Annotated in this window: 21 protein-coding genes; 5 read left to right on the plus strand and 16 right to left on the minus strand. The window is 62.9% G+C overall.

What is annotated here, in order from left to right; translation table 11 throughout:
• Positions 1–189 precede the first annotated feature (189 nt).
• The 6 genes from NKH31_RS07660 to NKH31_RS07685 form a co-directional block, all read right to left on the minus strand.
• Positions 190–711 carry a GNAT family N-acetyltransferase gene (locus NKH31_RS07660; protein ID WP_254864544.1) on the minus strand — a complete coding sequence of 174 codons (522 nt, stop codon included), beginning with the start codon at positions 709–711 and terminating at the stop codon, positions 190–192.
• Positions 712–863: 152 nt separating this feature from the next.
• A complete protein-coding gene (locus NKH31_RS07665) occupies positions 864–1,226 on the minus strand; it encodes a winged helix-turn-helix domain-containing protein (protein WP_254864545.1) in 363 nt (120 codons plus the stop codon).
• A gap of 610 nt (positions 1,227–1,836) precedes the next feature.
• Positions 1,837–4,509 (minus strand): leucine--tRNA ligase, encoded by a 2,673-nt coding sequence (gene leuS, locus NKH31_RS07670; protein ID WP_254864788.1) that lies wholly within the window; start codon positions 4,507–4,509, stop codon positions 1,837–1,839.
• A gap of 143 nt (positions 4,510–4,652) precedes the next feature.
• On the minus strand, positions 4,653–5,075 hold the full coding sequence (locus tag NKH31_RS07675; protein WP_254864546.1) for an Hsp20/alpha crystallin family protein: 423 nt from the start codon (positions 5,073–5,075) through the stop codon (positions 4,653–4,655).
• 71 nt (positions 5,076–5,146) lie between these two features.
• Positions 5,147–5,947, minus strand: coding sequence for a prephenate dehydratase (gene pheA, locus NKH31_RS07680; protein WP_254864547.1), 801 nt, complete (start codon positions 5,945–5,947; stop codon positions 5,147–5,149).
• Between the two features lie 205 nt (positions 5,948–6,152).
• Positions 6,153–6,461 (minus strand): non-histone chromosomal MC1 family protein, encoded by a 309-nt coding sequence (locus NKH31_RS07685; protein WP_254864789.1) that lies wholly within the window; start codon positions 6,459–6,461, stop codon positions 6,153–6,155.
• Between the two features lie 285 nt (positions 6,462–6,746).
• Between NKH31_RS07685 and NKH31_RS07690 the strand changes: the two genes are divergently transcribed.
• Entirely contained in the window at positions 6,747–6,944 is a 198-nt protein-coding gene (locus NKH31_RS07690) for a SymE family type I addiction module toxin (protein WP_254864548.1), read from the plus strand.
• A gap of 206 nt (positions 6,945–7,150) precedes the next feature.
• Entirely contained in the window at positions 7,151–8,359 is a 1,209-nt protein-coding gene (locus NKH31_RS07695; RefSeq protein ID WP_254864549.1) for a carboxylate--amine ligase, read from the plus strand.
• 1 nt (position 8,360) lies between these two features.
• On the opposite strand, the gene NKH31_RS07700 is transcribed toward NKH31_RS07695, so the two are convergent.
• The 10 genes from NKH31_RS07700 to NKH31_RS07745 all read right to left on the minus strand — a co-directional run bounded on the left by NKH31_RS07700 (position 8,361) and on the right by NKH31_RS07745 (position 16,621).
• Entirely contained in the window at positions 8,361–8,570 is a 210-nt protein-coding gene (locus NKH31_RS07700; protein ID WP_254864550.1) for a hypothetical protein, read from the minus strand.
• Positions 8,567–8,857, minus strand: a complete 291-nt coding sequence (locus NKH31_RS07705) for a hypothetical protein (RefSeq protein WP_254864551.1) — start codon at positions 8,855–8,857, stop codon at positions 8,567–8,569. Before NKH31_RS07705 ends, NKH31_RS07700 begins: the two co-directional genes overlap by 4 nt.
• A complete protein-coding gene (locus NKH31_RS07710) occupies positions 8,835–9,305 on the minus strand; it encodes a hypothetical protein (RefSeq protein ID WP_254864552.1) in 471 nt (156 codons plus the stop codon). Before NKH31_RS07710 ends, NKH31_RS07705 begins: the two co-directional genes overlap by 23 nt.
• A complete protein-coding gene (locus tag NKH31_RS07715) occupies positions 9,298–9,762 on the minus strand; it encodes a hypothetical protein (RefSeq protein ID WP_254864553.1) in 465 nt (154 codons plus the stop codon). Before NKH31_RS07715 ends, NKH31_RS07710 begins: the two co-directional genes overlap by 8 nt.
• Positions 9,763–9,834: 72 nt before the next feature.
• Complete coding sequence (locus tag NKH31_RS07720; RefSeq protein WP_254864554.1) at positions 9,835–10,908, minus strand: hypothetical protein; 1,074 nt, start codon at positions 10,906–10,908, stop codon at positions 9,835–9,837.
• A gap of 266 nt (positions 10,909–11,174) precedes the next feature.
• Positions 11,175–12,959 carry a phenylalanine--tRNA ligase subunit beta gene (gene pheT / locus NKH31_RS07725; RefSeq protein ID WP_254864555.1) on the minus strand — a complete coding sequence of 595 codons (1,785 nt, stop codon included), beginning with the start codon at positions 12,957–12,959 and terminating at the stop codon, positions 11,175–11,177.
• Positions 12,959–14,518 (minus strand): phenylalanine--tRNA ligase subunit alpha, encoded by a 1,560-nt coding sequence (pheS, locus tag NKH31_RS07730; RefSeq protein WP_254864556.1) that lies wholly within the window; start codon positions 14,516–14,518, stop codon positions 12,959–12,961. Before pheS ends, pheT begins: the two co-directional genes overlap by 1 nt.
• Before the next feature lie 292 nt (positions 14,519–14,810).
• Positions 14,811–15,023 carry a hypothetical protein gene (locus NKH31_RS07735; protein WP_254864557.1) on the minus strand — a complete coding sequence of 71 codons (213 nt, stop codon included), beginning with the start codon at positions 15,021–15,023 and terminating at the stop codon, positions 14,811–14,813.
• 241 nt (positions 15,024–15,264) lie between these two features.
• Positions 15,265–15,456 carry a nuclear transport factor 2-like protein gene (locus NKH31_RS07740; protein ID WP_254864558.1) on the minus strand — a complete coding sequence of 64 codons (192 nt, stop codon included), beginning with the start codon at positions 15,454–15,456 and terminating at the stop codon, positions 15,265–15,267.
• Positions 15,457–15,532: 76 nt separating this feature from the next.
• Positions 15,533–16,621: a twin-arginine translocation signal domain-containing protein gene (locus NKH31_RS07745; RefSeq protein ID WP_254864559.1), complete on the minus strand. Its 1,089-nt coding sequence runs from the start codon at positions 16,619–16,621 to the stop codon at positions 15,533–15,535.
• A gap of 388 nt (positions 16,622–17,009) precedes the next feature.
• Between NKH31_RS07745 and NKH31_RS07750 the strand changes: the two genes are divergently transcribed.
• The 3 genes from NKH31_RS07750 to NKH31_RS07760 all read left to right on the plus strand — a co-directional run bounded on the left by NKH31_RS07750 (position 17,010) and on the right by NKH31_RS07760 (position 18,831).
• Positions 17,010–17,645, plus strand: a complete 636-nt coding sequence (locus tag NKH31_RS07750) for a class I SAM-dependent methyltransferase (RefSeq protein WP_254864560.1) — start codon at positions 17,010–17,012, stop codon at positions 17,643–17,645.
• A gap of 64 nt (positions 17,646–17,709) precedes the next feature.
• Positions 17,710–18,183 (plus strand): ribosomal protein S18-alanine N-acetyltransferase, encoded by a 474-nt coding sequence (gene rimI / locus NKH31_RS07755; protein WP_254864561.1) that lies wholly within the window; start codon positions 17,710–17,712, stop codon positions 18,181–18,183.
• Between the two features lie 69 nt (positions 18,184–18,252).
• On the plus strand, positions 18,253–18,831 hold the full coding sequence (locus tag NKH31_RS07760) for a DUF5810 domain-containing protein (RefSeq protein WP_425492320.1): 579 nt from the start codon (positions 18,253–18,255) through the stop codon (positions 18,829–18,831).
• Positions 18,832–18,851: the final 20 nt, after the last annotated feature.

Here is an 18,851-nt window from a genome sequence, read left to right on the forward strand (position 1 = left end):
GGCTCGACGAGAGCGATGCTGGCGCGGGCGCTGGGGAGTAAATCACCACTCGGTCAACCGACCAGGGAGGTGATTTTGGCACAATTCCGGGTACGCCGACGTCGACTCACGAACCGCGCTGGATCAGTGGGCCTTCGTCTAAGCAGGTCCACCGGCGACAGCTGGGTCCGTGACCGCCAGCGCTTCGGGTTAGACTGGACGAGCGTAGACGACCGTCGGATAGGCCTCGCCGTCGATTTCGTGGGTCGCCTCCCCGGTGCGTTCGAACCCCTTCGCTCGATAGAACGCGTCTCCGACGTCGTTTCCGTCGAGCATCTCCAGCCTGAGCGTCTCGACGGCCTCGGGCAGAAGTGAGAGGCTCCGTTCTAGCAACGCCGTCCCGACTCCCTCGCCCCAGTGTTCGGGATCGACGTAGATCGCTTTCAGGCCGGCTTCGTTCTCGCCGACGAAGGACTTCGTCTCGATGTCGCCCCACCGAAAATCAGCGAAACCGAGGGCATCGCCCGCGTCGTCCGTCGCGAGCAAAACTCCGCGACGGTTTTCGGCCAGTTCACGCGTCCACGCGGTGACCGCCTCGTCGTCGGGCTCGGCCGTCATCCGCTCGATGATGTCCTCCGGGAGGAGTTCGGAATACGCCTCGCTCCAGGCGCGCCCCTGAATGTCGAACATGTGGCGCGTGTCCGTCTCATCTTCGAACTGGCGGACGTACATCAGTGACGTGACAATAGGTGAGGGGGAACCTATATTTTCGCCAAGTACATGGAGACGAGCCTGTTGGCTGTGTAGAATAGTTTTATCCGCACATGCCGCCTGGCTACGTGGACTCGAAAGTCCTCGACCGCGAACGAAGTGTGGCGGCTTGCTCAGTTCGAAGCGTCCGCTCCGGCGGCCCTGATCGCCCCATCCAATCGGATGAGCGCCTCACTGACCGCGTTGTCCGTATCGAAACGGAACCGTTGGGGACTGGACCCATCGACGCGTTCGACGATCCCCAGCTCCGCGAGCAGGTCGATGTGGCGATTGACGGACTGGCGACTCACGTTCGCCAGGTCGGCGAGTTCTGTCTGATTGAATTCGCGGCGTGGTGGTAGATCGAGCATCGCATCGATCATCGCACACACGCTGTCGTTCTTCGTCAAGGCCCGCCACCCCGACGGATACGCGTCCCGGAACAAGACGTCGGAGCTGGCGGCCGAGGAGTGTGGGTGCGTCGTTCGTTCACTCATGATATGGGATGACATTCCGGCGGACCTGCGTTTTCGTGACGGACCGTCGCAAGTGTGGCCGAGATGTTGTTGCTGATGCTACGACGCATCTATTGTTAAATCTGGTGGAAAGGGGCGTAACACTCGTGTTACGACACCTGGCGCCCGACGATAATTTATATATAATGCCGAGTCCAGGGCGGCTGAGAGATCGATGCCTCCATCTCAGAAGTCGGATTCGACGATCAAATGTAACTTGCTGTGGAAACTCTGTCGTCGTCACGGGTGGAGCACGCCGATTCCACGCGATGATCTGGTTATTGCCGCATTGGAGAGTAGCGAACAGGGACGCGGGAAACGACTGGTTGCGGAGCTATTGACAGAACCGGATATCTCCTACCAGCGGAACAGGGGGTATCGAATTCGGAATAGCCCGGATGCACAAGCCTACGCGGCGTTTCGACTCCGCGAGAGTTGTGGGTACTCGACGTTACAGATAGAGAGTACCCTCTCTCGATTCAAGCAGGCCGGCGGATTCGATGTCTACGACAGAGAGACCGTTTTTCCGGCGAGCACCAACTGGTAACGTGCCCGTCGGCTTGTGGCCCTTCTCACCGATTCTTGAACGCCGCTACTCCACGATGTCGATCCCCGGCCGACCGGGTTCGGCGTTTTTCACCGTCGCTTCCTCGGCTTCGTCGGCTTCGAGCACCGTAACGGCCGCGTCGAACTCGCGTTCGATCAGCCAGGCGGCCGAATCCAGCGCTTCGCGTTCCTCGTCGGCCGGAAGCGTCTCCCGGAGCGCCTCGCGCTCGGCCTGGAGGTCCTGGCCGTAACTCGCGGCAGCGTCGCCCTGCTCGCGGATGTGGTCGTGGCCCATCAGCTCGCCGATCAGGTTGGGGGCGTCCGACTCGATCGCGATCTCCAGCGCGTCGTACTTCCAGGCGGGCGCGACGACGACGTCGATCCGCTCTGGATCGTCGATGCCCGCCACGTCGATGATGTCGCGGATGTCTCGGCGGGTGTGCTCGACCAGCCGTCGTCGCCCCTCCACGCGTTCGCGGTCGACCGTCGCCGTGGGCCAGTCGGCCTCGACGACGAAGCCGTCGCCGTCCAGCGCGTCCCACAGCTCCTCACTGAGGTGGGGCGCCACGGGCGCGAGCAGCCGAACGACCACAGAGAGGCCACGTTCGAACGTCGCCGGGTCGGGATCGGTGTGGTCGGCGTACTGGCGCAACGTCCGGACCAGATCCTGCGTCTCGCGCAGCGCGCGGTTGTACCGCAGCGCCTCGTACTCCTCGCCGGCGATGGCGACGGCGGCGTCGATCTCGCCGTCGACGTAGGCCGCGACCGAGTCTGCCTCACCGGTCGGCGGCTCCGTCGCGTAGTCGTCGACGAGCGTCTGCAACCGCGTCAGGAAGGCGTACGTCGAGCGGACGCCCTCTTCGCTCCAGTCGAAGGCGGTGTCGGGCTGGGCGGCCTGCATCATGAACAGGCGGGCGGTGTCGGCGCCGTACTCGTCGACGATGCGCTGGGGCGAGACGACGTTGCCCTTCGACTTCGACATCTTCGTACCCTCCAGCTGGACCATGCCGTGAGCCAGCAGGTTCTCGAACGGCTCGCGGAACTCGAGGCCCTCGTGGTCGGCGAGCACCTTCGTGAAGAACCGCGAGTACAGCAGGTGCATCACGGCGTGTTCGATGCCGCCGACGTACTGGTCGACCGGCAGCCAGTCGTTGGCTCGGTCGACGTCGAACGGGGCGTCGTCCAGGTCGGGCGAGACGTACCGCAGGAAGTACCACGAGGAGTCGACGAAGGTGTCCATCGTGTCCGTCTCGCGGACGGCGTCGTCGCCACAGTCGGGGCAGTGCGTCTCCTTCCACGCGTCGGCCGCGTCCAGCGGATTCCCGGTCGTGTTGATGAACTCGGGCAGTTCGACCGGAAGGTCTTCTGCGGGAACCGTGACGGGACCACACGAGTCGCAGTGGACCACCGGAATCGGCGTTCCCCAGTAGCGCTGTCTGGAGATGCCCCAGTCGCGAAGCTGGTACTGCGTGGCCGATTCGGCGCTCTCGATGTCTTCGGTCAACCGTTCGCGGGCCGTTTCGCTGTCGAGGCCGTCGTACTCGCCCGAGTTGACCAGCACGCCGTCGTCGGTGAACGCCGTCTCGGAGATGTCCGGGACGGTCGGTTCCCCGCTGTCAGCCGAATCATCGCCATCCGCGTCCCCGGAATCCGGCGCGATCACGGGGGCGATGTCGACGCCCTTCTTCTTGCCGAAGGCGTGGTCGCGGTCGTCGTGACCGGGAACGCCCATCAGCGCACCGGTGCCGACGTCCGAGAGGACGAAGTCGGCGACGAAGACGGGAATCTCTTCGCCCGTCGCGGGGTTCGTCGCCGTCAGATCGGTCGCGACACCGTTCGGTTCGTCGCCCTCGGGGTCGGCTTCGTGTTCGACGAAGTGACGAACGTCTGCGTCCGTCTCGGCCAGTTGCTCGCTGATCGGATGATCCGGCGCGAGCGCGAAGAACGTCGCCCCGTAGATGGTGTCGACGCGGGTCGTAAACGCACGCACTGGCCCGTGATCGGAAACCCGGAATTCGAGTTCCGTCCCGTGCTGGCGGCCGATCCAGTTGCGCTGCATCTGCCGGACCGAGTTGGGCCACCCCTCCAGGTCGTCGATCGCCTCCAGGAGTTCGTCGGCGTACTCGGTGATCTTCAGGAACCACTGATCGAGTTCCCGCTGGGTGACGGGCGTGTCACATCGCCAGCACAGTTCGTCGTCACCCTCGACTTGCTCGTCGGCGAGAACGGTCTCGCACTCGGGACACCAGTTGACTTCCGCCTCGCGGCGCTCGACCAGCCCTTCCTCGACGAACCGGGTGAAGAGCCACTGGTTCCACCGGTAGTACTCGGGGACGCAGGTGGTCACTTCCCGCTCCCAGTCGAAGCCCAGGCCGATCGATTCCATCTGCTCGCGCATCCGGTCGATACAATCGAGCGTCCAGTCGCGAGGGTTGGTGTCGCGCTCTTTCGCGGCGTTCTCGGCGGGCAGACCGAACGCGTCCCACCCCATCGGGTGGAGCACGTCGTCGCCGCACATCCGTCGGTAGCGGGCGTAGGCGTCGGTAATCGTGTAGTTGCGGACGTGACCCATGTGAAGCTCGCCCGAGGGGTACGGATACATTCCGAGGACGTACGTCGGATCGTCGACGTCGTCCGGCGTGCGATACACGGCCGCCTCGTTCCACGCGTCCTGCCATCGCCGTTCGACGGACGCGTGGTCGTAACCCTCGTCGCTCATCATGTAGAGGTCCGGGCGGCGCCAATCGTTAACCTTTCCATGCGGTCGACGTGTCGCGGGCGTTCGATCTGACGAGAGAGGTGACTGATCATCGGGACGTCGGTTCTCGTCGGTGAAGAACTCGTGATTTGACCCGAATCGAACTACGAGATGTCGATCTGGTGGCCACCGGTCTCGCCGGTGAGTTTCGGAAGCGTCACCGTCAGGACGCCGTTGTTGTACGACGCACCGATCCCCTCCTCGTCGACGGGGTCCGGCAGGCGAACGCGTCGGCTCACCGTGTGCTGGGTGCGCTCGCGACGGATGTAGTCGCCTTCCTCGTGAGTCTCTGCGGCGTCACGGCTCGCTTCGAGTTTCAGCGCCCCGTCGATCAGCCGGAGGTCGATATCGTCGGTTTCGTAGCCGGGCAAGTCGGCCGTGACGACGTACTCCTCGCCGGTGTCCGCGACGTCGACGCCGGCCTGGCCGGGGATCGTGAGGCCGCTGTCTCGAGCCATCCCCTCTTCGAACTGGGTGCTGAGCCGGTCGAACAGGTCCTCTAGGTCCTCGAACGGATTTCGGCGCATACCTGTACGTTGGTCCCGAACGGAAATAAGCGCTCCCCCGGACCAGAGGAGCTGGGTCTTCGAACCCGTACTCACTCGACGAGGGTGACGTCGTACGAACCGAGTCGGTGGATCTGTCCCGCGTCCAGAACGGATTCGATCTCCCCGAGCGCCGCCTGCGTTCGCGACTCGGAAAGCGCCGCCTCCAGGTCGAGGTGGAACTCGTACTCGCCGAGGCGTCTGCCGGTCGGCCGCGATTCGATCCGGGTCAGGTTCACGTCGCGGTCGGCGAACGGTTCGAGGAGGGCGAACAGCAGCCCCGGGTGGTTCGTCCCGGGCGCGATCACGACCGTGCTCTTCGAGCCGGTGTCGGTACGCTCCTCACCGCTTGCGAGGACGAAAAACCGCGTGCGGTTCGACGATCGATCCTGGACGTCCTCGTCGATCACCCGGAGTTCGTCCGCGGCGTCAGGGTGGGCGATGGCCGCGACCGAGTCGTCCTCGCGGGCGCGCTCGACTCCGGCGGCCGTGCTGGTGACGGCTTCGCGGGCGAGATCCGGATACGACCGATCGAGCGTCTCGCGACACTGGGCGAGCGCCTGCGGATGGCTCGCGACGGCATCGAACGAGTCGGTCTGGGCGAGCAGCGCGTGGCGAATCGGCAGGACGAGTTCGCCGACGACGGCCACTGGCGCGTCGACGAGCGCATCGCTCGTCTCCGTCACGCTCCCTTCGATGCTATTTTCGATCGGGACGACGCCCCGGCTGACGTCGCCTCGCGCGACGGCGTCGACGATCGCCGTCACCGATCGTTCGAACGAGACCGGCTCGCCGAGGGTTCGTGCGGCTCGATGCGAGTAGGTGCCGGCTGGGCCGAGCGTACGGACCGTCATCAGGGTGGCTACGCCCGTCGGGGCTAAAACTCCGCGGCTCTCTCGACGACTCCAGACGCTGGGGCTGTTGGGTCGGTGGCTGCCTGACGCGATTATCCGACCGTGGGTAGTTCCGAACCTGTGGCTGTCGGTACGCTGCTACCTGTCAGCAGAAGGGAGCCGTCGACGCAGCGTCGTACCCGTCGTGTGGGTCGTCTGCCGGTCGTCACTCGTCGAGGTGCTCGATCCCCTGTTTCGAGACGTTCGCCTCGGTAATTCGATCCGGCATCCAGTCGGGCTTGTCGTCCGGGGCCGTCTCCTCCCAGGCCCAGCCTTCGTAAATGTGTACCTTCTCCGTCCCCTTCTCTCGTAAGTGTAAGTCGACACGCTCGGCCGACTCCTCGCTGTCGCCGGGTTCGAGCCGCCGGGCGGCTTTCAGCGCCGCCTGTCGGGGTGTGTTTCCTGAGAAGACGCTCGATTCGTCACCGTCGGCTTCGCGGAGCGCGAAGTTTCGCTTACCATCTTCACGTACCATGGTTCCAGCCTCCATGACAGACCAGCGCACAATGTGACATAAAGATATCCCCGACAATCGGGTGACTGCGTCGGTACGTTTAAGTGAAATGCAGTTCACGACGTGGGGATTACCGCTCGTTGGCGAATTCGGGCCGTTCGATCCCGCCGACGGCTCGTTCGGCCCGTCGAAAATACGTCACCGTCGAATACATTCGGATCACGAGGCCGCGTTCGAAAATCATCGGCTGTGTCGTAGAAAACACTTAAGTATATCCTACGGCGAAGCACTCAGTAGAACCCCGCGATGGTCCGGAAAAAGACGCTGAGTCCAAGCGGTGCGAAAGACGAGGATGGCAACTATCACAACGTACACCTCAATCTCCACGAAGACGAACTGGAGGTAGCCGGGATGCAGATCGGCGACGAGGTCTTCGTCCGCGTACGGGACGGCAAAATCATCATCCAGAAAGCAGACGAGGACGAACTCGATCACGAATTCTAGCACGCTGTAACCACTGGTCGGTACTGGGGCGCTCGCGAGCGACCGGTATGGCTCGCACTCCAGGTATCGACCGCACATTCGGTATCGATCGCCTGTCCAGCATCGACTCCACCGGAAACGAGCGACGGAGTAGCCACGGCCTAGCCACCGCGCGCGCCGTCTTCGTGGCCGAATAACTACGCCTCGATACCGACCGAGGATAGATAATGGAGACTGATTCGACCGGTGAGGCGACCCCGGCGGTGGTCGTCCCGGCGATCGACGCGCCCAGCAGCGTCGCCTGCGTGCGATCGCTCGGCCGGCGCGGGATTCGGACGATCGTCGTCTCGGACTCGCCGACCGCCCCGGCGACGCGGTCTGCGTTCTGTGACGAGACCGTCCGCGTTCGGTCCCCGGGAGACGACCTGCTCGCCTATCGCGACAGCCTGCTCGCCCTCGCCCGGCGGGAAGCCGTCCGCTCGATAATTCCGGTCCGCGAGGCGGACGTCTACGTTCTGGCGAAGTATCGAGACGAGTTCGCCCAGTACGTCGAGACGCCCTGGCCGAACATCGAGACGCTCGCCCGCGTTCAGGATCGGTGTCGGCTGTTCGAGGCGGCCGATCGAGCGGGCGTCGCGGCGCCCGAGACCGGCCTGCTGGGCGAAACGGGCGATCGCTCTCGAGAGTGGATCGTCAAGCCCCGCTACTCGATCCTGACCGACGAGTACGTCGACTGCGGACCGCGGGCGTGTATCGCGCCACCGACGACGACGTACCTCCCGCCGGGCACCGAGCCGGACGTAGACCGGCTGACCGAGGCGATGGGCCACGAACCGATCTGTCAGGAGTACGTCCGCACGCCCCACGAGTACGGCTTTTTCGCGCTCTACGACGAGGGCGAGCCGGTCGCCACCTTCCAGCACCGCCAGCGTCGGGGCTACAGCTACGCGGGCGGGCCGAGCGCCTTCCGCGAGTCCGTCGAGATTCCCGAACTGGCCGACGCCGGCCTGGCCCTGCTCGACGAACTCGACTGGCACGGCCTGGCGATGGTCGAGTTTCTGAGAGACGAGGAGACGGGCGAGTTCAAGCTGATGGAGATCAACCCCCGCTTCTGGTCGTCGCTCCCCTTCACCATCCAGGCCGGCGTCGACTTTCCGTACTATTATTGGAAGCTGTGTAACGGCGGCTGTGCGCGCATTCCCGCCGAGTGGGACGTCGGCGTCGGCGGCCACCTCATCCGCGGCGAGTTACTCTACCTCTACTCCATCCTCGCCCACGACGTCGAGCTGGTCGATCGGCCCTCCTTCCCGGCCGCCCTCGGGTCGGTCCTTCGCTCGATGGTCGCCCAGCCTCGCTTCGATTACCTCCAGCGCGACGACCCGCGACCGTTCGTCACCGATCTGCGAAACGCGGTGGGGTCGATTCGCGGACGGTAAGTCAGTGTTCGGGGAACGGTTCCGGCGACAACGCCTCCACCTCGCCGCCGATCTCGTCGTAGAGCAGCCACCGGTCGTCGTGGCGGCGGAACTCGTACCGGGCTTCGGATTGATACCGGGGTTGATCGGGACGTGTTACTCGAATCAGCGCGCTCGCCTGCGTTCGATCGTCGTCATCGAGGATCTCTTCGTGGAGGTTCGATTCGATCACGTGAGGATCCTCCGCAGGATCGTCCCACTTGGACTAATTGCGGTGACCTGCTGTTCTTCGTACAGCGTTAGATCGATTACGTCGAAATCTACCGGTGAGTCCGGGTGGAGGTACGTGCTCGCTTCGTCGAGATCGACGGTATCGAGTGCCCTGAAGAATTCTTTGAGGGCATCCGGTGGATCGGGCGGATCGTCCTCGAAGTAGTCGGTACAGCCCGCGGTACCGAGGGTGAGGGCGGATGCCGCGAACAGTCCGAACGTTCGCCTATGCATCGTCACGCTCTGCATCAGGAAACGGCTCGGAAGTGAACGCGTCGACGTGTCCGTCTATTTCGTCGTAGACGAACCACTCGTCATCCACTCGACGCATCTCGAAGACGGTCGAGTGTGCCCGTGGCGAATCGATCGCAAAACCGGTACTGAACCATTTTCGAGCGTCATCCGCTTGCACTTCGTCCGTCACGTTTCCACCGTGTTCCGGATCGACGCGAGTCACGGGGTCGAGCCTAATATCCCAACTTTCGTATACGTCCAGGTTGACGGAACCCAGATCGACCGGCGAGTCTGGATGCAATAGCTCCTCGGCCGTATTGAGATCGCCGTCGAAGAGGGCTTCGAAGAACTCCCGCAACGATCCGGATGGCTCGGGCAGATCGTCCTCGAAGAAGCTAGAGCAACCTGCGGTACCGAGAGCAACGATAACTGTCGCGAACAGTCCGAACGTTCGTCTATGCATCGGTGCGGTCCAACTCTGGAAACGGCTCGATGGCCAGGGCGTCTGCGTTTCCACTTACCTCATCGTAGAGAAGCCACTCGTCTTCTAGACGGCGGAATTCGAACACTCCGTAACTGAAAAAGTTACGTTCGGGGATGTCTAAAAACGCCCCCACCCACGTTCGATCATCGCTGTCGAGCACATCGTTTGGGACGGCCTCTTCATCGAGATCTTCTCTCGGCGTTCCGTCTGGTTCGTACCAGATCGTCCGTGGTCTACTGACGCTGTGTGATTCGTAGACTGCCAACTCAATTTCACCAAGTTCGATTGGCGAGTCAGGATGACAGAGCCCCTTCGCTGCTTCTATCTCGCCCTCGTTCAGCGCCTCGAAGAATTTTCTGAGGACGTCCGTCGGATCAGGTGGATCGTCCTCGAAGTAGCTAGAGCAACCAGCGAAGCTGATAGTGCACACTGTCACACTGATCGTACAAAAATTTCGTCTGTTCATTTTGGGAGGGACTTACTAACTACTATGGACAATGCCTATATATTATTTACCCAATGTTTTCTCGTCCCAAAAATCGTCCGGGAGCGGACCAGTCAAGGACATTTCGACCGGGTACTGGTAGTGGAAGTCGTCATCGTCTAATCGCGCAATCTCTGCGGCATCCAGGTCGAACCGTTCAGGGTGTGCGTTGACGGTTGCTCCGGCGTAGGCGGTCAATCCCTCGTGGATTTCTGGGAACTCGATCCCTCGCAGCCCGGCATTCAGCAGCCGATCTGAACTCACACGGGCTTCGATTCGCTCGCGGAACGAGCCGGCGTTCGCGGGCATGATAATTTCGAACGTCCCGCCTGTGTACAATGCATACGGCTTTCCCAGCAGGTGGATTGTGTCACCAACGTTGATTTCGAGGGTTTCGTTGGGTTCAAGTTGGACGTCATACTTTGTCCACCAACTCGTCTGTCTACGGCCGCCCCAGTCCCATTGGCGTTCGTATCTCTCTGGCCAGTCGAAGACATCATCGAAGTATGATCCGAGGGCGTCAACAATGTCCTCAGCTTTATCGACGTATTCGTCCGCTTCAATCAGACGTAACCCAAAATCGATAACGTAGTCGCTGACGTTGTTCCCTTGTCCATCGTCGTATTCATCGTGGTACCCACCGATGTAGGCCGAATGATTAGATGCCTGCACGATTCCATCGGGATGTCCCTCGGCAGAACTCTCGTCCCAGGTAATCGCGTGCTCGGTGTACTCCACGTTTGATAGGAGATCACCGGAGTCGGAGTGGGTGATTGCATTTCCGTTCATCTCCAGTGTTATTCTATCCCACGGAAATTCTGTAACTTCATTGGCCGTAAATTGAACCACCGAGCTTGAAGCGTAGCCTTCCACGCTTCCGCCGTAATTATCGGTCGCTTCGTCACTGAACTCCCAGGTCCGGTTGATGTCACCGCCTCCACCGCCCGGTGGCGGATCGAACGGATTCCGGTCGTCCGTCCCCGCGTCGTCATCAGTTCCAGCCGAAACCGTCTGTGAGAGCAGACTCGCGCTCACGCCCGTCATCGCCGCAGTGTGGAGGAACTGCCGACGGGGCCGCTCGATCGTCGCCGGTCGCATGGGTTATCATTTCCCATGAGACAGACATTCACAACCAGCGCTATAAGTATTTGCAAAATGATAATAATTAACTGTGGGGGTGAATATGGGGCACAATATTAGAATGTCTTGGGTCATTTCTTCGAAAGTGGTGGTCTTTCATCCGTTCGTTTTGGATATCGCCATCCACGCTCGCCGCCAACCACTCCGCAAACGCGATCGAAACGCGGTATCGATCCGCCAATAGACGACGAAACGCCGACGACAACTCACCAAAAAACAGCCACTCACTCGCTTCGCAGCCCACTCAGATCGAACTCGAACGCGGCGACGGGGACTTCGAGGTCGTGTTCGACGAGCACCTCGGGGTGCAGTTCGCCGATCACGCCCACGTCGGTGCCGTCGAGTACCACGCTCGCGGTCCGGCCCTCGATGAACGACGGGTGATCGATCGCCGGCGTCTCAAGCGAGACGTCGAACGCGCGGGCGAGCGCCTGCAGACGGGCCTTCGCGTCCTCGTAGGCGGCGTCGTGGCGGGCGAGCACGGCCGCGACGCGGCGCGACTCGGCGATGCCCGTATTTTCAGACTCGTCGAGTTCGGCCACGAAGCCGACCTCGGCTAAGTCCTGCGGGTAGGCGCGGTGGGTGTTGTGCTCGAGCAGCGACAGCAGCGACGGGAGCGACCAGGTTCGCACGATGGCGAAGTCCTCGCTGTAGGGATTCTTGATCCCGGCCGGATCGCCGCCGCCGAGCACGTCCGTTCCGGGTTCGACGCCGCAGCGCTCGAAGTTGTCCGCCTCGCCGACGAGGTGGAAGTTGAGCATGTCCTCGAAGCCGAGCCCGACGAGCGTCTCGCGGACGGCCCGTTCGACTCGGCTGCGCTCGTGGCGACCGCCCACGGTGCCGACGGACGGGTAGCGCGGTTCGAGGTCGTTGAAGCCGTAGGCGCGACCGAGGTCGTCGATCACGTCGAGCGGGTGGAGCACGTCGACGCGGTAGGGCGGGATCGTCACCGCGTAGGCGAGGTCGCCGTCGTCGGTCTCGACCCGTGCTGCGTCCAGCCCGGCCCGCTCGGCCAGGTCGAGTATCTCTTCGGGATCCAGATCGATCCCCAGGACCGACTCGATCCGGGCGTGCGAGACCGTCTTTTCCCTCGTCGAGAGCGCCGGTCGGACGAGCGCCGGGACGTCCCCCTCGCCGGCGACGTCGCGCCCGCCGCCGGACTCGATCGCCTCGCTCGCGACCGCGGGATCGGCGTACTCGACGCGCACGTCCTCGATGGTGGCGCCGCGGGCGTCGAGCGCGTAGCAGATGATCGCACACATCCGGTCGATCGTCCACTGGTCGGTCCCCGTGAGTTCGACGAAGAGGTCGCGCGAGTCCGTCGACACCTCGGTCCGTCGGCCGTTGATCACCGGCGGGAACGAGAACAGCCCGATGTCGTCGTAGATCGCGGGCATGGCCTCGTAGTCGGCGACGACTGGCGCGTACTCCCGGCCCGTCGGGTGGTCTTCGAGCACGTCTCCGGGGGTCAGCTCCCGATCGGAGTCGAGCGGGACGAATCGCTCGCCGTCGGGCGCGACGCCCGTGTAGCGGATGGACGGATTCCCCTCGGTAGCCGGCGCCCCGCGAAGCATCGCGAGGTCGTGAATGCCGATGGCTCCTTTCACCCGGTTTCGTCCCATCGTCGCGTGGAGCTTCTCCTGGAGCTGGATGAGCGAGTCGAGCGCGTCGTCGTCCAGGTCGACGCCGCGGATCACGGCGCCGGTGACGAACGGTCGCTCGGCGGGGACGTCCTCGTCGACTTCGATCGTCCAGTCGGCCTCGGTCGTCGTCGGGACGTAGACGCCCCGGTCCTCGCCGTACTGGTATCGAAGCGAGCGGGCGATTCCCTCGACCGAGAGTCGGTCGAGCCGGTCGGGGGCGAACTCGAGTTCGAAGTCGCCGTCTTCGGTTTCACCCTCGTACTCCAGTCCGAGCGCGAACAGGTCGTCGATCAGTTCGTCGTCTGCGACCTCGGTCGCGCCCGAGAGCGTCCGCAGCTCGTCGGGGTCGATGTCGACGGTCGGCATCAGTAGATCACCTCCGCGTTCCGCAGGAACTCGAGATCGGCCAGGCTCCCGTGCAGGTCGCGGATGTCCTCCGCTCCCGTGACGAGCATCGCCAGGCGCTCTAAGGCGAGTCCCCAGGCCATCACGTCGGCCTCGACGCCGAGCGGTTCCAACATTTCCTCGCGGAAGATGCCTGAGTTACCGATCTCGATCAGCTCGCCCGTCGTCGGGTGGGTGCCGAACAGCTCGAAGCTCGGCTCGGTGTAGGGGTTGTAGTGCGGTTTGAATTGAATGTCTTCGATTCCGAACTGGGCGTAGAACTCTTCGAACGTGCCCATCAGGTCCCGCACCGAGAGCTCGTCGGCCATCACCCAGCCCTCGATCTGGAAGAACTCGAGTAAGTGCGTGGCGTCGAGCGTGTCGTTCCGATAGGCCTTCTGGACGCTGAAAAATCGAGCCGGCGGCTCGATCTCTCCGATCGCCTCGCCGGAGAGGTGCCTGGTGGTGAGCGAGGTGGTGTGTCCGCGAAGCGCGAGCGCGCGGGCGAAATCTTCGTCCCACGGCGAGCGGTAGCCTTCGCCGTCCTCGCCGACGCCCTCGCGGTGGACCCGTTCGACGCGTTCGACGAGGTCTGCCGGGAGATCGTCGATGTGCGTCGGCTCTTCGATGGCGAATCGGTCCCAGTGGGTGCGCGCCGGGTGGTCCTGGGGCATGAAGAGGCAGTCGTTGATCCAGAAGTCCGCGTCGACGTGCGGGCCGTCCATCTCGGAGAATCCCATCCCGACGAGGACGTCTTTGACCCGCTCTGCGGTCCGCCGAAGCACGTGCATCCGCCCGCCGTGGATCGTCTCCGCGTCGGCTTCGACGTTGTACTCGGCGAACGCCGCGTCGCGCCAGTCGCCGCTCGTCAGCAGGTCGGGCGTCACCTGTCCGACCGTCTCGGCGGTTTCGACGCCGGCCATGAGTTCGGTCACGCCGGCCTCGGTGAGCGTCGCCGAGCGCACCGTCGTCTCGTCGCGCTCTATCAGGTCTCGGCGTTCGAGCTGCTCTAACGCGTCCGAATCGATATCGAGGTCGTCTGCGGCGACGCCGCTCGACGTTCCATCGTCCTCACCCGCGTCGTCCGCAGCCGCGGCGATCGTCGAAAGCGCGTTCGCCTCCGCGTCGACGGATGGGTCGGCGTCCGGGTTCGCCGAGAGTTCGCCGCTGTCGATCGCCCCGTAGCCCTTCCGGGCGTAGTTCGAGAGGGCGATGTCGACCTGCGGTCCCTCGAGCCCCGACGCGCCGATCACCCGCCCCATCTGGACTGGTTCGTCGGCTCCGCCGGCGTCGATGGCGGCCTCGTAGAGTCGCACCTCCGGGAGGCCGTCGGCCTCGTACTCGCGTCCTTCGTCGGTCAGTTCGACGGTTTCGTCGACGCGTTCTGATACGGCGACCAGCCCCTCTTCTTCGAGTGCGAACAGCGCACCCGTGACCGTCTCTGGGGGCAGGTCGGTCGCCGCGGCGATGGCGTCGACGGACTGTTCCTCGTCCGTACTCGCGGTCTCAAGGACCGCAACCTGTGCCTGTGGCAATTGCATTCGCTTGTCTACTACCGCGTCCGTCTCTCAGTTAGCGCTTCCGACTCGCCGACGGCGGTCGTCGGGAGGTCCCGATCGGTCGGTTTCATCCGGGGACGACCGGTGGGGTCGCCCCGGGTTCCACCGCGCCCGTCACCGGGCGCCAAAAAAGCCAGGTCCCGTCGTCGAACGCGGCGGCTCGTACGCGATACACCGACGGCGGGAATCGCTCGTCATAGCTCAGACGGCGTCGAGTACCGACATAAGCCTTGCGACGGCCCCTCACTGCGCTGGGACCTTCCATCGGACGGGGTCACACGCCGAACAGTCGCGAAAATACCTTCGACCCGGCGACCCGCTGATGCGTTCTGATGGCCACTCGTTCGATACCGGGTTCCGCCGCGACATCGTACGCGTTGAAGAACTCCGGCAGGTTGGGCGGGTCATCTTCGATGTAGTCGGTACAGTCACCGCTACCGAGGGTAAAGACGGACGCCGCGGACAGTCCGTACTCACGCCTCTTCATCGTCACGCTCTACATCGGGAAACGGCTCGGAGGTGAACGCGTCGACGTGTCCGTCTATTTCGTCGTAGACGAGCCACTTGTCATCCACTCGGCGCATCTCGAAGAGACCCGAGTGAGCCCGCGGCGACTCGATCGCAAAACCGGTGCTGAACCACTTTCGAGAGTCATCGGCCCGAACCTCTTCAGTAACGTTTCCATCTTGTTCCGGATCAACGTGAGTAACAGGGTCGAGTCTAATATCTCAGTTTTCATACAGTCCCAGATCGACCGTGTCAAAATCGACTGGCGAGTCGGGATGCAGTAGCTCCTCGACAGTCTCGTGATCCCCTTCGAAGAGGGCTTCGAAGAACTCTCTGAGGACGTCTGGCGGGTCGGATGGATCGTCTTCGAAGTAGCTAGAGCAACCTGCGAAGCTGATAGTACACACTGACACACCGATCGTGCAAAAATTCCGTCTGTTCATTTCGGGAGGATCTTACTGACTACCATGGGCAATACCTATATATTATTTACCCAACGTGTTTATCGTCCCAAAAATCGTCCGGAAGCGGACCGGTCAACGACATTTCGACCGGGTACTGGTAATGGAAGTCGTCATCGTCTAATTGCGCAATCTCTGCGGCATCCAGGTCGAACCGTTCAGGGTGTGCGTTGACGGTGGCTCCGGCGTAGGCGGTCAGTCCCTCGTGGATTTCGGGGAACTCGATCCCGCGCGTTCCGGCACGCAGTAGTCGATCCGAACTCACACGGGCTTCGATTCGCTCGCGAAACGAGCCGGCGTTCGCGGGCATGATGATCTCGAACGCTCCACCCATGTGCAGCGCACCCGGTTTACCCCACAGGTCGACCACGTCACCGACGTTGATCTCAAGTGTTTCGTTAGGTTCGAGCTTTACCTCGTACTTCGTCCACCAGCTGGTCTGTTTCCGTCCGTCCCAGTCCCAGTCGCGTTCGTAGGTTTCTGGTGGTTCGAAGTAGTCATCGTAAATTGATCCGAGTGCATCAACGATCGTCTCAGCGTGATCAACATACGCGTCGGCACCGATCTGACTCAAGCCGAAATCGATCACGTAGTCGCTGACGTTGTTGCCTTCGCCGTCGTCGTACTCGTCGTGATAGCCACCGATCCAGTCGGAATCTGGTGATGCGTGTATGAGCCCCTCTTGTGGTCCGGCAGCGGAATCATCGTCCCAGGAGATCGCGTGTCCGGTTCGCTCTACATTGGGTAACAGCACGCCAGTGTCGGAGTGAGTGATTGCGTTTCCGTTAATTTCGAGAGAAATTATGTCCCAGTCTTTGTTTTTCCTCCCATCTGCAGTAAACTGAACTACCGAACTCGACGCGTACCCTTCCACGCTTCCGCCGTAGTTGTCGGTCGCTTCGTCACTGAACTCCCAGGTCCGGTTGATGTCACCGCCTCCGCCGCCCGGTGGCGGATCGAACGGATTCCGATTGTCTGTCCCTGCGCCGTCATCGTCTCCGGCCGAAACCGTCTGCGAGAGCAGACCCGCACTCACGCCCGTCATCGCCGCAGTTTGGAGGAACTGCCGACGCGGGCGGCTCGATCGTCGTCGGTCGTATGGGTTGTCATTTCCCATGAGACAGACATTCACAACCAGCGTCACAAGTGTTTGCAAAATGATAATAAATAACTGTATATGTGAATGTGGGACACAATATTAGAATGTCCTGATTCTTTTCTTCGAAAGTAGCGTCTTTTCAACCATTTGTTTTGGACATCGCCACTCACTTCCTGTGTCAATTACTCCGCGAACGCGATCGAAACGTAGTATCGAACCGGCAACCGGATACTGATACACCAGGAGAGGCGGCTTCTCAGTCTCGGCGTGAGTACCGATACCCTCCTCTACGCTTCGGCCGGAGTCTGGGGCACCATTGACGGAGATCGACCGATGGTAGCACGCCGGAACGGGGCGACGGTAACATTCGGAACGTTTTCGACGCGAGTGCCCGTGCGTCCACGGGATGGGGTTTCACTGGGACGATCTCTACAGGGAGGACGACTACGAGCGGCGAATCTACCTCGGCGACGAGTCGATGGCCGACTACCTCGAGACGTTTCTCGCGCGCTTCGGCCCGGTCGACGACGTGGTCTCGGTCGGCTGCGGGCCGGGGGTCGTCCCGTTCGAACTCGCCGAGCGGTATCCCGACCTTCCGATCACCGGACTGGACTACGCCGAGACGATCGTCGCCGACAACCGCACACTCGCCGCCGAACGCGGCCTCGAGAACCTTTCGTTCGCGGTGGACGCGCTACCCGACCTGGCAACCGACCGGCGCTTCGATCTGGTCTACTGCGTGGCGACGCTCTTTTTCGTCGCTGACGCGGCGCGAGCGATCGAGTCGCTGTACGACCTCGTCCGTCCCGGTGGCTACCTCGTGGTTAACTACCCCAACGAGCACACACAGGAGTGGGCGCGCGAGGCCGATCCCGAAAAGCGAGCAGATTTTTCGCTCGTCGCGGCGGGCGAAAACACGCTCTCGCGCGAGGAGATCGAGTCGATCCTCAATACTGACTCCCACGACTACTGGGAGGCGGTCGACGCCGACGACGAGGAGTTCGTCTCACCGGATCTTCCGATGGTGTACGTCCGTCGGTGAGCCAGCCGTCGCGAGCGGTCGGGTGCGGGAACGTTTCTTAACCCGCAGGCCCGTACAGCCTACCGTGACGATCACCCGGCCGGATCCCGACGGCGTGACCATCCGCCGCGCCGAGCGAGCGGACGTGCTCGCCGTCGTCCACATCGAGTCCGCCTCGTTCGACGAGCCGTGGCCGGCGAACGCGTTCGAGGCGTTTCTCGGCGAACCCGGATTCGTCGTCGCCGTCGACCCGGACGGGCCGATCGTGGGTTACGCCGTCGCCGACGTCACGGCGACACACGGCGGCCCCCTCGGCCACCTCAAAGACATCGCCGTCCACCCGGACCGGCGCGGCGAAGGGATCGCCACGGCGCTGCTCGAACGCGTCCTGTTCGTGTTGTACCGGGGCGGCGCCGGAACCGTCAAACTCGAGGTTCGCGAGTCGAACGAACCGGCGATCTCGCTCTATCGGCGCTTCGGATTCGAGTCGCTTCGCCGAACCGAGGGCTACTACGCCGACGGCGAGGACGCGATCGTGATGATTCGCGATCTCCGGTGATCGGCTCGAAGCCGACGCGCTCGCCGATCGAGCGTGGCCGTTTTCTCCCTGGCGACGCAATCGCTTCGTATGGGATACGCGTGTCCGGTCTGCGACGCGCCGCAGATAGACGGCGTCCACCTGGCGAACCACCTCGCGGTCACCGCCTCGCTCGACCGCCCCGACCACCGCGAGTGGCTCGCCGAGTACGCTCCCGACTGGCGCGATTGTGGACCCGAGGAACTCGCCGAGCGGGTCGTGACGCACGCTCCGGAGGCCGAGACGCCCGATTTCGAAACCGATGCTGGCGGCCGCCCCGACGTCGGATTTGAGGAGCAGTTGGCCGCCCAGAGCCGCCAACCCGGCCGCGGCGGCCCGATCGATGCAGCCAGCAGGTCCACCGGAACCCGATCGTCGGAGGTGGCTGAGATTCTCGACGAAGCCCGTGAACTGACCGAGTCGATGACCGCGAGCGGTGCGGACGGAGCGCAGACCGGAACTGACCGAGCGAATGTCGGAGATAGCCGAGTAGAGATCGGCGACGACCGAGCACAGGCCGACGACTCGACAACGGGAGATGGGTCGACGACCGAAGCCGTCGAATCGTCGTCCGGAGACGGTGAGTCGTCGTCAGGAGCCGACCCGACGCCTCGAGACGAAAACGCGTAACTAGTCGCCGTTCCAGTGGA

The organism is Halovivax gelatinilyticus, assembly GCF_024300625.1.
GTDB lineage: Archaea > Halobacteriota > Halobacteria > Halobacteriales > Natrialbaceae > Halovivax > Halovivax gelatinilyticus.

Coding starts and splice junctions, on each gene's coding strand:
- NKH31_RS07660 (WP_254864544.1), bottom strand. CDS start 711: ATGTACGTCCGCCAGTTCGAAGATGAGACGGACACGCGCCACATGTTC.
- NKH31_RS07665 (WP_254864545.1), bottom strand. CDS start 1,226: ATGAGTGAACGAACGACGCACCCACACTCCTCGGCCGCCAGCTCCGAC.
- leuS (WP_254864788.1), bottom strand. CDS start 4,509: ATGAGCGACGAGGGTTACGACCACGCGTCCGTCGAACGGCGATGGCAG.
- NKH31_RS07675 (WP_254864546.1), bottom strand. CDS start 5,075: ATGCGCCGAAATCCGTTCGAGGACCTAGAGGACCTGTTCGACCGGCTC.
- pheA (WP_254864547.1), bottom strand. CDS start 5,947: ATGACGGTCCGTACGCTCGGCCCAGCCGGCACCTACTCGCATCGAGCC.
- NKH31_RS07685 (WP_254864789.1), bottom strand. CDS start 6,461: ATGGTACGTGAAGATGGTAAGCGAAACTTCGCGCTCCGCGAAGCCGAC.
- NKH31_RS07690 (WP_254864548.1), top strand. CDS start 6,747: ATGGTCCGGAAAAAGACGCTGAGTCCAAGCGGTGCGAAAGACGAGGAT.
- NKH31_RS07695 (WP_254864549.1), top strand. CDS start 7,151: ATGGAGACTGATTCGACCGGTGAGGCGACCCCGGCGGTGGTCGTCCCG.
- NKH31_RS07705 (WP_254864551.1), bottom strand. CDS start 8,857: ATGCAGAGCGTGACGATGCATAGGCGAACGTTCGGACTGTTCGCGGCA.
- NKH31_RS07710 (WP_254864552.1), bottom strand. CDS start 9,305: ATGCATAGACGAACGTTCGGACTGTTCGCGACAGTTATCGTTGCTCTC.
- NKH31_RS07720 (WP_254864554.1), bottom strand. CDS start 10,908: ATGCGACCGGCGACGATCGAGCGGCCCCGTCGGCAGTTCCTCCACACT.
- pheT (WP_254864555.1), bottom strand. CDS start 12,959: ATGCCGACCGTCGACATCGACCCCGACGAGCTGCGGACGCTCTCGGGC.
- pheS (WP_254864556.1), bottom strand. CDS start 14,518: ATGCAATTGCCACAGGCACAGGTTGCGGTCCTTGAGACCGCGAGTACG.
- NKH31_RS07735 (WP_254864557.1), bottom strand. CDS start 15,023: ATGAAGAGGCGTGAGTACGGACTGTCCGCGGCGTCCGTCTTTACCCTC.
- NKH31_RS07745 (WP_254864559.1), bottom strand. CDS start 16,621: ATGGGAAATGACAACCCATACGACCGACGACGATCGAGCCGCCCGCGT.
- NKH31_RS07750 (WP_254864560.1), top strand. CDS start 17,010: ATGGGGTTTCACTGGGACGATCTCTACAGGGAGGACGACTACGAGCGG.
- NKH31_RS07760 (WP_425492320.1), top strand. CDS start 18,253: ATGGGATACGCGTGTCCGGTCTGCGACGCGCCGCAGATAGACGGCGTC.